Raw genomic sequence first — 12,116 nt, 5'->3', positions numbered from 1 at the left:
ATCATGACAATCTCCAAGGATGGAAAACACACGGAAAGTTCCGATCCGCACTGGATCGAATGGGTCACGGGCGCCATCTGCACCCTGCTCGTCGCCTCCATGCTCGGCTGGATCCTCTACGACATCTATCGCTACGAACCGGACGACGCCCGCTTCGAGATCGCCGTGACAGACGTTAACGGTGAGCCGGGGCAATATCGGGTGAAATTCGATATCCGCAATCTCTCCATGACGACGGCGGCGCAGGTGCAGGTACGCGGAGATCTGCAGCAGGACGGCGGCACGCAGGAAAGCGCGGACGTGACATTCGATTACGTCGCCTCGGAATCGCGCGACAGCGGAACGCTTTTCTTCCGCAACGATCCCGCAGGCGGGAGGCTTGTCATCAACGTCGCCGGCTATACCGAACCGTGACAGTTTTCAGGACCATTTCATGACCGCATCAGACCTGACGAAGGAACGCGACCTCAGGGAGTCAACCCCGCTCTGGGCCGATACGCCGCGGATCGGTGTCAGAAGCGGCAAGACGCCGAAAGACAACCACTACGACACAATCGTTGTCGGGACCGGTATCAGCGGCGCGCTGGTGGCCCACTCGCTGCATCGCCCGGGACGATCCATGCTGATCGTTGACCGACGCGAACCCGTCAAAGGCAGCAGCATGGCGAGCACCGCAATGATACAGCACGAGATCGACACGCCGCTGACGAAACTCCGGACGATGATCGGCAGGGAGGCTGCAGACAGGGCTTGGCAGCGCTCGGCGCGCGCGGTTCTTCGTCTGGAGGAAATCGTCACCTCGCTCAATATTTCCTGCGGCATGAGACGAAAACAGGCACTGTACCTCGCCGGTGACGACATGGGTTCGCGCGCGCTGAAGGCAGAGGCGGATGCCCGCGCAGAAGCCGGCATCGAGGCTGAGTTTCTCGGCGCCGCGCAACTGAGAGAGCATTATGGGTTGGAACGGACCGCCGCCATCGTCAGCGACATATCGGCCTCCGCCAATCCCGCCCAGTTGACAGCGGGTCTGCTGCGCCATACCGCGAGCGCTGGAGCGGAAATCGTCGCTCCTCTGGAAATCACCGATCTCAGAAACGTTGGCGACGAAGTAATCGTCGCCACTGCCAACGGGAAAATCCTCTCCGCCGGCAACATCGTATTTTGCACCGGGTATGAGTTCTTGAAAGCGCTTGAAAGCCCGACACACCGGATCATTTCCACCTGGGCGCTGGCCAGCAGGAAAGGGCTGGATCTGCCGGACTGGCTGCAAAGCCACATCGTATGGGAGGCGGCAGACCCCTATCTCTATCTGCGAACCGACCGTGAGGGACGAGTGATTGCCGGCGGCGAGGACGAGGAAAATCCTGTCTCCTATCAGTCGAAGAGCAAGCTGGCAGGCAAGACACGAACAATCCGCCGCAAGATTGAAACACTGCTGGGCGTGGATATCGGCGAACCCGATTATCGCTGGGCGGGAGCCTTTGGTACGACCACCACGGGCCTGCCGCTGATCGGCCTCGTTCCGGGCATGAAGAATGTCTATGCGGTGATGGGGTTCGGCGGCAACGGCATCACTTTCAGCCAGATCGCCGCCGAAATCGTGGCCGCCGCCATCAATGGCGGTACCGACCCCGACGCCGATCTTTTTCACTTCCGCTGATGCCGTTCATTCATCCTTGATACCGGTTACCACCTGGATACGGCGAAGCGTCCACAATACGACGATGCCCATTGCTGCGGCGAGCAGAGCGAGCGGCCACATGCCGAGACCGGCCGAGAGGCCGATCGCCGCCGAAAGCCACATGCTTGCGCCCGTCGTCAGCCCCTTGACGTCGCCCTTGGTGTAAACGACCACACCTGCGGCGAGAAAGGCGATACCGGCGGTTACGGCTTCCACCAGTCGGATGGGATCGAGCCGGGCTGCCTCATGCCCTTCCGCCATCGTTTCCATCATATGGATGGTGATGACGCAGAAAGTGACGGCGGCAAGGCCGATGAGCATATTGGTGCGCAGACCAGCGGTGTTTTTGTGAAATTCGCGCTCCAGACCGATCAGGCCGCACAGGATGACCGCGCCGAACACGCGCACCAGCAGCACCTCGAACGGAATGGAAATATTCATGGAAAATTCTTCTGCAAGGCTTTGGGGCACTGTCGCGTCTCCTCCCGGAAATTTCTCCACACTAAGTTCGAAAAGGCGCGATGGTTCCGCACAGCAATATAAACGTTGCGTACAACCGAACCGGAACCATAGGAGCAGCTGAAAGTTTGTTTCCCGTGCGCATGAGCGCACATCGTGCATTTCCACTTCATGGGAGAAGGACCAATGGCCGAGAAGAAACTCGACGACCTGTTTTACGACACGCTGAAGGACATCTACTACGCCGAAAGGCAGATCCTGAAAGCCCTGCCGAAAATGGCGCGGGCGGCGACCGACCCGAAGCTGAAGCAGGCTTTCGAAAAGCACAAGGAAGAAACGCAGGGCCACGTAGAGCGCCTGCAGGAAGTATTCGAGATCATTGGCAAGCGCGCCCAGGGCAAGACCTGCGAAGCCATCCAGGGCATTATCGCCGAGGGCGAGGAAATCATGGAGGATTTCAAGGGCACCCCCGCCCTCGACGCCGGTCTCGTCTCATCGGCCCAGGCGGTCGAACACTATGAAATCGCCCGCTACGGCACGCTGAAGGCCTGGGCGGAAAAGCTCGGCCATACCAAGGCGGTATCGCTGCTCGATGCCACTCTTAAGGAAGAGTCGAAGACCGACGACGCGCTGACCGCGCTTGCCAAGACTTCGGTGAACGCCGCGGCCGAGAAGAAGGCTGCCTGACGCCATCCGCATCGGCTCAAAGAAAAACCGGAATGGTCACCCATTCCGGTTTTTTATTGTCGTCGTAGCCTGAAGGTTACGGCAGGGTGTAGGCGATGACGTAGTCGCCCGGTTTGGTCCCGACGGAACCGTGACCGCCCGCAACCATCACCACATATTGCTTGCCGTTTTCCAGTGCATAGGTCATCGGCGTTGCCTGACCGCCAGCGGGCAGGCGCGCTTCCCAGAGCTGCTTGCCGGTGGTGAGGTCATAGGCCCGCAGATAATTATCCACGGCGGCACCCAGGAAGGCTACGCCGCCCTTGGTGATCATCGGTCCGCCAATTCCCGGCACGCCCACCTTGAAGGGGAGCGGCAGCGGGGTCATGTCATAGACCGTGCCGTTCTTGTGCTTGTAGGCCACATCCCCGGTGCGCAGGTCCGCGCCGGCGACATAACCCCACGGCGGCGCCTGGCAGGGAATCTGCAGCGGGCCGAGGAACGGTCCCATGAAAACGCCATAGGGCGCACCGTCATTACGGTTCAGACCCTGCTCGCTGCCCTTTTCGTCCTGACCCTTCGGCGGAATCTGATCGCGCGGGACGAGCTGGGAGGTGAAGGCGAGATAGGTCGGCATACCGAACATGACCTGCCTTTCAGGATCCACAGCCACACTGCCCCAGTTGAAGGTGCCGAAATTGCCGGGATAGATGATCGAGCCGGTCAGTGACGGCGGGGTGTAGCGGCCCTTGTAGTTCAGCTGGTGGAAGCGGATGCGGCAGGCGAGCTGGTCGAACATGGAGACACCCCACATGTCCTTTTCCTGCAATGGCTCCGGCTTGAACGAGAGGGCCGTTGTCGGCTGCGTCGGCGAGGTGAAGTCCTCGGGGATCGCACCGCCCGGGGCTGGCTCCTCCGTGATCGGCAGAAGCGGCTCGCCGGTGCGCCGGTCGAGAACGTAGATATCCCCCTGCTTCGTTGGCCCGACGAGCGCAGGAACGGTCTGACCATCCTTGGTTATGTCGAGCAACACCGGCTGGGCCGGCACATCCATGTCCCAGAGATCGTGATGAACCGTCTGGCGCACCCAGCGATCCTTGCCCGTATTGATATCGAGCGCGACGATGGAGGAAGAATATTTCTCCACATTCTCGCTGCGGCCCATGCCGAGCTGGTCCGGGACCTGATTACCGAGCGGGACATAAACGAGCCCGAGGCCTTCGTCATAACTGAAGACGGACCAGCTGTTCGGCGAGTTGGTCGTGTAGGTCTCACCGGCCGCAATCGGCTCGGTCTTTTGCGGGTTCCCGGAATCCCAGTTCCAGATGAGCGCACCGCTGTTCACATCGAAAGCGCGGATCACGCCGGATTGTTCCTGCGTGGAGTAATTGTCATTCACCGCGCCGCCGATGATGATCTTGCCCGCAGCAATCACGGGCGGCGATGTCGAATAATAATAGCCGGCGGGATTATATTTCATGCCCTGCTCGAGATGCAGCACACCCTGATCGGCAAAGGAGGTGCAAACCTGGCCGGTGGCGGCATCGAGCGCGATCAACCGTGCATCCGACGTGGGCAGATAGACCCGCTCGGCGCAGGCCGTTCCCGGCGCGGCACCCGGTTCGGCATAATAGGACACGCCGCGGCACGTCTGGTGCTGGCGATCCGGATTGAGGCCGACATTCGGATCGTATTTCCATTTTTCCTTGCCGGTCGCGGCATCGATGGCGATGGCCCAATTATGCGGCGTGCAGATGAAAAGCGTATTGCCGATCTTGAGCGGCGTCACCTGATAGGTGGTTTCGCCCACATCGTCCGGCAGCTTCACGTCGCCGGTCTGGTAACGCCAAGCTTCCTTCAATTGCGAAACATTGTCGACATTGACCTGGGTCAGTGGGGAATAACGCTGCCCATAGGGCGTGCGGCCATATTGATGCCAGTCACCGTCAGGCACATTGCCGCCATAGGCGGGCGTCGCGGACGCCGTTTCCTGCGGCAAGGACCCTGGCTGATCATGCGGGTCCTGTGCCATCGAATATCCGGCAACCGCGATGGAAGCGAGAACGGAAAGCGCCAGCGGCCAGGCATTCGGCCCATAGCTTAGCCCCGTCGGGCTTGCAAAACCGAGTGGCTTCCTCACCCAGGGCACCAAGAGCCAGAGGCCTATCACAATGATAAAACCGCCGCGCGGGCCAAGCTGCCACCAGTCAAAACCGACTTCCCAGACTGCCCACGCAAGTGTTGCGACAATGAAGACGGCATAGACGTGAAGTGCTGCGCGATTGCGCTTGAAGAGCAGAACGGCCGTCAACAGAAAGGCCAGTCCGGAAAGCACATAATAAAAACTGCCCCCAAGCATCACAAGCTGGGAGCCGAAACCGAACAGCGCGAGGCCGATGAGCGTGAGAAAAACTGCAGTGACGGTGACTGCCATGAATGAAACCCCCGATTCCTGTCACTTTGTGTGAAATGAAATCGGGAGCAATATGGTTCCATTCAAACGCCACGAAAATTCATGGCATCTGCGTCACGGGTTCTGTGGCGCCCCCGTGGAGTCCTGCGGGGAAGGGTTTCGCTCCGTTGAAGCCGGCGGCGAAGCACCGCCGTTCGCGGGATTGTTGTCGAAGCTTTCCGAACCCGAGGGCTGCTGCGGGACGGGGGCGTTCTCCGTCTGCGGATTTTGCGGCAGGTTCTCGTCCGGTTCGAAAACCGCGTATTCCACGACAGCCCAGACCACCAGCGCTAACAACACGCTGACGATCAGAATGACAAGAACCGGACGTCCTGTCGATCCTTGCCGTGCCCGTGTGGCCGTCTCCTTTTTCGGAGCATCCCGACCGTCGAGATAGCTGGTATTTTCTCTGGCCATGTCTTTCACTCCCTAAACTCTGTCAATCTAATCCACAGGGAGAGGTTTTGTTCCCGCGAGGGGCCGGCGCATTCGACATGGCGCAATCTGGCCCTTACCGGAAGAGGGCGTCCGGGCCTCTCGGTTATTTCGCGGTCCAGCCGCCATCGATGGAAATGGTGGTGCCGGTGATGGAACGGGCCATATCGCCAGCGAGATAAAGTGCCATTTCGGCGATTTCCTCCGGCTGGATGAAGCGTCTTGTCGGCTGCGGCGCAAGCATCACCTTTTTCACCACATCTTCCTCACTCATGCCGTGTACCCTCGCCTGATCCGCGACCTGCGCGGCCACAAGCGGGGTCCAGACATAGCCGGGGCAGATGGCGTTACAGGTGATGCCGAGTTCGGCAACCTCCAGCGCAACGCTTTTCGTCAGTCCCACCACCGCATGTTTGGTTGCCACATAGGGAGCCTTGAAGGGAGACGCGCGCAAACCATGCGCGGAAGCGATGTTGACGATGCGGCCCCAGCCTCTTTCCTTCATGCCCGGCAAAGCAGCGCGGATGGTGTGAAAGGCGCTGTCGAGAGAAATGGCAACGATGCGGGAAAAATCCGCGAAGTCGAACTCATCGATCGGCGCGACCTTCTGAATGCCGGCATTGTTGACGAGGACATCGACATGGCCGAATTCCGCAATGACCTTTTCAGGCAGATGCGCGCTTTCTTCATAGTTCGCGAGGTTGGCGGAGAAATAGGCCGGCCTTTGCCGCGCCACTTTCCCTACAGCCTCCAGCGCCTGCGTCGCCTCCTCCACCGTTTCTATGCCATGCACAGCGACCAGATAGCCCGCCTCGGCGAAACGCCTGGCGATGGCAAGTCCGATGCCGCTGGTGGAACCGGTGACAAGCACGGTTTTCGGTTGATCCTCCATGGGCCTAGTCCTTCAGCTGCGGCAGGTTGCGGAAAAGTTCGAGCGCTTCGGGATTGGCGAGCGCATCGGCATTCTTCACCGGCCGACCATGGATGGTGTCGCGCACCGCGATTTCGGAAATCTTGCCGGAGCGTGTGCGTGGGATAGCGCTGACAGCAATGATCCTTGCCGGCACATGCCGCGGCGTCGCCCCCGAACGGATGCGGCTGCGGATGGTCTTTTCCAGCTCTTCCGTCAAGGCAGCACCACCCTTCATGCGCAGGAAGAGGATGACCCGCTGGTCCCCGTCGATATCCTGCCCAACGGCAATGGCCTCCTCTACTTCGGGCACGGTTTCCACCTGCCGGTAGATTTCCGCAGTCCCGATGCGCACCCCACCTGGATTAAGCGTCGTGTCCGAGCGTCCATGGATCACATAACCGCCGGAGGGCCGCAGTTCGGCGAAATCGCCATGCGCCCAGATGCCGGGGAAACGATCGAAGTAGGCGGCCTGATAGCGCGAACCATCCTCATCGCCCCAGAATTTCACCGGCATGGACAGATGCGCATTCCGGCAGACGAGTTCGCCGGGAACGCCGCGAACGGAACGGCCCTCATCGTCAAGCGTATCGATATCCATGCCGAGCATCGCGCCCTGCAATTCACCGCGATGAACCGGCTGTAGGGGATTGCCGCCGAGGAAACAGGCGCAGATGTCGGTGCCGCCGGAAATGGAGGCGAGATGCACATCCGCCTTCCAGTCGCGATAGATATAATCGAAGGATTGCGGGATGAGCGGCGAACCAGTGGAGAGAATTGTTCGCAGCGATGAAAGATCATGGCTTTCCCGCGGTTTCAGTCCCGCCTTCAGGCATGCATCGATAAATTTCGCAGACGTGCCGAAAGTGGCGATCCCTTCGGCGTCGATGAGATCGATCAGCCGGCCGGGCGTCGGATAGCCGGGATTGCCATCATAGGTGACGAGGGTGGTACCGAGCGCGAGACCGGAGACCTGCCAGTTCCACATCATCCAGCCGCAGGTGGTGAAATAGAAAAAGCGCTCACCCTCCTTGATATCGCATTGCAGTTTCAGCTCCTTCATGTGCTGAAGAAGCAGGCCGCCGCCGGAATGGGTGATGCATTTCGGCTTGCCTGTCGTGCCGGAGGAATAAAGGATCACCAGCGGCGCCTGGACGGGCAGACGGTTGAAGACAATCTCGCCCGCCGCATAAGGCGCAACGAAAGCCGCAAGCGTGACGCAGCCGAGATCAGTAAGGCTTTCGGGAACGGTTTCACCGATCAGAACGATCTTTTCAGGGGCCGCACTCTCCGCCACGGCGCGGATGGTCGGGCCGACGTCGATGCGTTTACCGGCATAACCATATTCCGGCACGGCGATGATGATTTTCGGGCCGATCTGAGACAGGCGGTCAGAGGCGCCTGCCGGGCCGAAATCCGGAGAGCAGGACGACCAGATGGCACCGATGGCGCTCACGGCCAGATATCCCACAATCGCCTCTATATCATGGGTGACGATCGCCCCGACGCGATCACCTTCCTGCACCCCGGCATGCACGAGCGCCTGCACCATGCGGGACACTGCGTTGTAAAGCCCCTTGCGGCTTATCTCGCGCCTTGTACCATCGTCACGATGAGCGATGATGGCCAACCGCTCATCGGCATCGCGCAGAAGGTTTTCGGCGTAATTCAACCTCGCGCCCGGATAGAACTCAGCCTCCCGGATCGTCGCGCCCGGCTTGAACGCAACGTCGCCGCGCGTGCCGATAATGCCGAGCTCGTCCCACAGCGCATCGTAAAACTCTTCCGGCGCGTCGATGGACCAGCGCAGCAGGCCGGCATAATCATCGGCGGCCTGCCCGTGTATCTTTGCGGTTCTTGTCGCGAAGGCGAAAAGCGCCGAGCGCTTCACCCTCTCTTCCGGCGGCACCCACAGAATGTCAGATGGCGCGGCGGCTGTCATGCTCTGCTCCCGCGCAGCATTTCAACGATGGCGGAAAAATCACGCCCGCCCTGCCCGTCGTCGACGAAGCTCTCATAAAGCGCCGCCGCCGCAGCACCCAGCGGCGTGGAGGCGTCAGCACCATTGGCCGCCTCCTGCGAAAGCTTCAGGTCCTTGAGCATCAAGGCTGCGGCGAATCCGGGCTGGTAATCCTTGTTGGCGGGTGATGTCGGCACCGGACCCGGCACCGGGCAATAGGTGGTGAGCGACCAGCATTGCCCGGAAGAGGTGGAGGCGACATCGAACAGCGCCTGGTGCGAAAGCCCGAGTTTTTCGCCGAGCACAAAAGCCTCGGAAACCGCGATCATGGAAATGCCGAGGATCATGTTGTTGCAGATCTTGGCCGCCTGCCCGTTGCCGCCCTTGCCGCAATGCACAATCTTTTTGCCCATGGCTTCCAGCAGCGGCTTCGCCGCCGAAAAAGCCTCCGCCTCACCACCGCACATGAAGGTCAGGGTGCCGGCGGCCGCACCGCCCGTGCCGCCGGAAACGGGGGCGTCGACCGAAGGGCAACCGGCGGAAGCGGCCAGTTCATGCGCCTTCAATGCGCTTGCCATATCCACGGTCGAGCAGTCGATAAGGAGCGTTCCGGCAGAGATTTTACTAGTCAGATCGTCATAGACCGAAACGACATGTTCGCCCTTGGGCAGCATGGTGATGACCACATCAGCCGCGTTGACTGCTTCGGCAGAATTCGCGGCAACCGGAATGCCCGCCTCCTTTGCCGCTGCACGGCAGGCTTCGGCAAGATCGTATCCCCTGACGGCATATCCCGCCTTGACGAGATTGGCGGCCATCGGCAGGCCCATATGTCCCAGCCCCAGAAAAGCGATGGTCTTCATCGGTAGGTTCCTTTCAGCGATTATCCGCAAGGATCATGTCGGCGGCCTTTTCGGCAATCATGATCGTCGGCGAATTGGTATTTCCGGATGTAATGCGCGGCATCACCGAGGCATCGGCGACGCGCAGCCCGGCGAGCCGGCGGAACTTCAGGCGCGCATCAACGACACTTTCCATATCCGACCCCATGCGCAGCGTGCCGACAGGGTGGAAGATGGTGGTGCCGATATCACCTGCCGCCTTGGCAAGATCATTGTCGTTTTCGAAGGAGGGGCCGGGCCGGTATTCCTCCGGCCTGAAGCGGGAAAAGGCCGGCTGGGCGACGATGCGGCGCGTCAGCCGCATGGCATCTATGGCCACCTTCCGGTCGCCTTCAGTGGAAAGGTAGTTCGGGCGGATTTCCGGTTGCATGGCGAAATCCGGTCCTTTCACATGCACTGAGCCACGGCTTTCCGGCCGCAGATTGCAGACGCTTGCCGTTATGGCGGGAAAAGTGTGAACCGGATCCCCGAACTTGTCGAGCGAAACCGGCTGCACATGATATTCCAGATCAGCGGTTTCCTTTTCCGGCGAAGAGCGGGTGAAGACACCGAGCTGGCTCGGCGCCATCGACATCGGCCCGGAGCGCGTCAGCGCATATTCCAGGCCGATCCGCGCCTTGCCGAAGAGCGTCGAGGCCCGCTCATTGAGCGTCAGAACACCGGCGACCTTGTAGACCATGCGCAGTTGCAGATGGTCCTGCAGGTTCTCGCCCACACCCTGAACCTCCGCCACCGTATCGATACCCGCAGCCTGCAACACATCCCCACGGCCGACCCCGGAAAGCTCCAGAACATGCGGCGAGCCGATTGCGCCGGCGGACAGCACGGTTTCGCGCCGCGCCCGCATTTTTTTCAGGACGCCGTCATGATGGAATTCGACACCCGTCACCCGGTCTTCTTCGATGATGAGCCTTTTGACATGGGCCTTGGTCAAAACGGTGAGGTTCTTGCGGCCAAGCACCGGTTTCAGGAATGCTTTCGCCGTGTTCCAGCGCCAGCCCGCCCGCTGGTTGACATCGAAATAACCGGCCCCTTCATTGTCTCCGCGGTTGAAATCGTCAGTCGCGGGAATACCCGCTTCTCCTGCCGCCTTCTGGAAGGCATCAAGCACATCCCAGCGCACGCGGGCCTTTTCCACACGCCACTCGCCCCCGCTGGAATGCAGGTCACTCTTGCCGCGATAAAAATCTTCAGACTTCAGGAAATAGGGCAGGATGTCGTTCCAGCCCCAGCCTTCGCAGCCAAGCTGCCGCCAGACGTCATAGTCCCGCGCCTGCCCGCGCATGTAGATCATGCCGTTGATGGAGGAGCAGCCGCCCAGCACCTTGCCGCGCGGATAGATCAGCGCGCGTCCATTCAGGCCAGGCTCTTCCGCCGTCTTGAAACACCAGTCCGTGCGTGGATTGTTGATGCAATAGAGATAACCGACCGGAATATGAATCCAGTGGTAGTTATCGTTGCCGCCCGCTTCCAGAAGCAGCACGCGGTTGTTCGGGTCTTTCGAAAGGCGGTTGGCGAGAACGCATCCGGCGCTCCCCGCTCCGATGACGATATAGTCATATTCGCCCATTCTCTTCTCCACACGCCATCCTTGCCGCGTCGTCCCGAACGCGGGGAGGCTTTCCAGGTGTTTTCAAAATTGGCTAGCTGCGGTGCTGAAAGCCGAGTTTCCGCCCCAGCCGGGAAGCATAAAATTCACCGATCAGACCGCGACGGAACACCAGAACGCAGGCCATGAAGACGAGGCCGGTGATGATGGTGACCGGGAAGTCCGAGGTCGCGAGATAGTTCTGCAGGGTCACGACAAGGCCTGCGCCGAAAATCGGGCCGATCATGGTGCCGATGCCGCCGAGCAGCGTCATCAGGATCACTTCACCGGACATCTGCCATGTCACGTCTGTCAGCGTCGCGAACTGGAACACCAGCGCCTTCAGCCCGCCAGCAAGCCCGGCGAGCGCCGCCGACATGACGAAGGCGCCGAGCTTGTAGCGCTGCACGCTATAGCCGAGTGAAATGGCGCGTTGCTCATTTTCACGGATCGACTTCAGGATCATGCCGAACGGCGAATTGACGAAACGCCAGATGACCAGCAGTGCCAACACGAAGGCGGCAAGCACCGTGTAATAGATATTGAGCGGACCATTGAGATCGAGAATACCGAAGAGATGGCCGCGTGGCACGCCCTGCAGGCCGTCCTCTCCATGAGTGAACGGTGCTTGGAGGCAGAAGAAATAGAACATCTGCGACAAGGCGAGTGTGATCATGGCGAAATAGATGCCCTGTCGGCGAATGGCGAAAAAGCCGATGACAAGGCCGAGGAGAGCGGCCCCCGCCATGCCGATGACAAGGCCGATTTCCGGTGTGACACCCCATTCCTTCACCGAATAGGCGGTGAAATAGGCAGCGCCGCCAAAGAATGCCGCATGGCCGAAGGAAAGCAGCCCGGTATAACCGATCAGCAGATTGAAGGCGCAGGCAAAGAGCGCAAAGCAGAGAAGCTTCATCAGGAAGATCGGATAAACGAACATCGGCGCGGCGATGAGAATGGCAAGCCCGGCCAGAATGAGCACCGTCTTGATGGTTGCTGCCGTCGTCGATACTTCCGTCCGCGGCATTGCGCCGGCTGTTGGGCTATGGGTGGCTTTGGACAT

The 12,116-nt window shown here is 60.2% G+C and carries 11 protein-coding genes; 3 read left to right on the top strand and 8 right to left on the bottom strand.

Annotation, left to right across the window (positions count from 1 at the left end):
* The first annotated feature begins 3 nt into the window (after window positions 1–3).
* A complete protein-coding gene (locus K7A42_RS09510) occupies window positions 4–414 on the top strand; it encodes a TIGR02588 family protein (RefSeq protein ID WP_022563477.1) in 411 nt (136 codons plus the stop codon).
* 19 nt (window positions 415–433) lie between these two features.
* On the top strand, window positions 434–1,660 hold the full coding sequence (locus tag K7A42_RS09505) for an NAD(P)/FAD-dependent oxidoreductase (RefSeq protein WP_022563476.1): 1,227 nt from the start codon (window positions 434–436) through the stop codon (window positions 1,658–1,660).
* A gap of 6 nt (window positions 1,661–1,666) precedes the next feature.
* Here the strand turns inward: K7A42_RS09505 and K7A42_RS09500 are convergent, their stop codons facing one another.
* A complete protein-coding gene (locus K7A42_RS09500) occupies window positions 1,667–2,152 on the bottom strand; it encodes an MgtC/SapB family protein (RefSeq protein WP_004437902.1) in 486 nt (161 codons plus the stop codon).
* Window positions 2,153–2,326: 174 nt separating this feature from the next.
* Here K7A42_RS09500 and K7A42_RS09495 point away from each other — a divergent pair, with 174 nt between their 5' ends.
* The gene (locus K7A42_RS09495) at window positions 2,327–2,827 is read left to right on the top strand and encodes a ferritin-like domain-containing protein (protein WP_044459433.1); all 501 of its coding nucleotides are present in this window, start codon (window positions 2,327–2,329) and stop codon (window positions 2,825–2,827) included.
* 76 nt (window positions 2,828–2,903) lie between these two features.
* Here K7A42_RS09495 and K7A42_RS09490 read toward each other — a convergent pair whose 3' ends face one another.
* The 7 genes from K7A42_RS09490 to K7A42_RS09460 form a co-directional block, all read right to left on the bottom strand.
* Window positions 2,904–5,240, bottom strand: coding sequence for a glucose/quinate/shikimate family membrane-bound PQQ-dependent dehydrogenase (locus tag K7A42_RS09490; RefSeq protein WP_044459434.1), 2,337 nt, complete (start codon window positions 5,238–5,240; stop codon window positions 2,904–2,906).
* Window positions 5,241–5,333: 93 nt separating this feature from the next.
* A complete protein-coding gene (locus K7A42_RS09485; protein WP_112556690.1) occupies window positions 5,334–5,675 on the bottom strand; it encodes a hypothetical protein in 342 nt (113 codons plus the stop codon).
* A 124-nt stretch (window positions 5,676–5,799) separates the two neighbouring features.
* Window positions 5,800–6,585: a 3-hydroxybutyrate dehydrogenase gene (locus K7A42_RS09480; RefSeq protein WP_004437889.1), complete on the bottom strand. Its 786-nt coding sequence runs from the start codon at window positions 6,583–6,585 to the stop codon at window positions 5,800–5,802.
* A gap of 4 nt (window positions 6,586–6,589) precedes the next feature.
* Entirely contained in the window at window positions 6,590–8,545 is a 1,956-nt protein-coding gene (locus K7A42_RS09475) for an acetoacetate--CoA ligase (RefSeq protein ID WP_112556693.1), read from the bottom strand.
* Window positions 8,542–9,426 carry a 3-hydroxyisobutyrate dehydrogenase gene (gene mmsB, locus K7A42_RS09470; RefSeq protein ID WP_112556695.1) on the bottom strand — a complete coding sequence of 295 codons (885 nt, stop codon included), beginning with the start codon at window positions 9,424–9,426 and terminating at the stop codon, window positions 8,542–8,544. The genes K7A42_RS09475 and mmsB overlap by 4 nt, the downstream gene beginning before the upstream one ends.
* A gap of 13 nt (window positions 9,427–9,439) precedes the next feature.
* On the bottom strand, window positions 9,440–11,035 hold the full coding sequence (locus K7A42_RS09465) for a GMC family oxidoreductase (RefSeq protein ID WP_112556697.1): 1,596 nt from the start codon (window positions 11,033–11,035) through the stop codon (window positions 9,440–9,442).
* Between the two features lie 73 nt (window positions 11,036–11,108).
* Window positions 11,109–12,116 carry a branched-chain amino acid ABC transporter permease gene (locus K7A42_RS09460; protein ID WP_006698062.1) on the bottom strand — a complete coding sequence of 336 codons (1,008 nt, stop codon included), beginning with the start codon at window positions 12,114–12,116 and terminating at the stop codon, window positions 11,109–11,111.

The organism is Agrobacterium sp. InxBP2 (assembly GCF_026191755.1).
Lineage (GTDB): Bacteria > Pseudomonadota > Alphaproteobacteria > Rhizobiales > Rhizobiaceae > Agrobacterium > Agrobacterium pusense.
This window is presented reverse-complemented; position numbering and strand designations above follow the sequence as displayed.

Coding starts and splice junctions, on each gene's coding strand:
- K7A42_RS09510 (WP_022563477.1), top strand. CDS start 4: ATGACAATCTCCAAGGATGGAAAACACACGGAAAGTTCCGATCCGCAC.
- K7A42_RS09505 (WP_022563476.1), top strand. CDS start 434: ATGACCGCATCAGACCTGACGAAGGAACGCGACCTCAGGGAGTCAACC.
- K7A42_RS09495 (WP_044459433.1), top strand. CDS start 2,327: ATGGCCGAGAAGAAACTCGACGACCTGTTTTACGACACGCTGAAGGAC.
- K7A42_RS09490 (WP_044459434.1), bottom strand. CDS start 5,240: ATGGCAGTCACCGTCACTGCAGTTTTTCTCACGCTCATCGGCCTCGCG.
- K7A42_RS09485 (WP_112556690.1), bottom strand. CDS start 5,675: ATGGCCAGAGAAAATACCAGCTATCTCGACGGTCGGGATGCTCCGAAA.
- K7A42_RS09480 (WP_004437889.1), bottom strand. CDS start 6,585: ATGGAGGATCAACCGAAAACCGTGCTTGTCACCGGTTCCACCAGCGGC.
- K7A42_RS09475 (WP_112556693.1), bottom strand. CDS start 8,545: ATGACAGCCGCCGCGCCATCTGACATTCTGTGGGTGCCGCCGGAAGAG.
- mmsB (WP_112556695.1), bottom strand. CDS start 9,426: ATGAAGACCATCGCTTTTCTGGGGCTGGGACATATGGGCCTGCCGATG.
- K7A42_RS09465 (WP_112556697.1), bottom strand. CDS start 11,035: ATGGGCGAATATGACTATATCGTCATCGGAGCGGGGAGCGCCGGATGC.
- K7A42_RS09460 (WP_006698062.1), bottom strand. CDS start 12,116: ATGTCCAAAGCCACCCATAGCCCAACAGCCGGCGCAATGCCGCGGACG.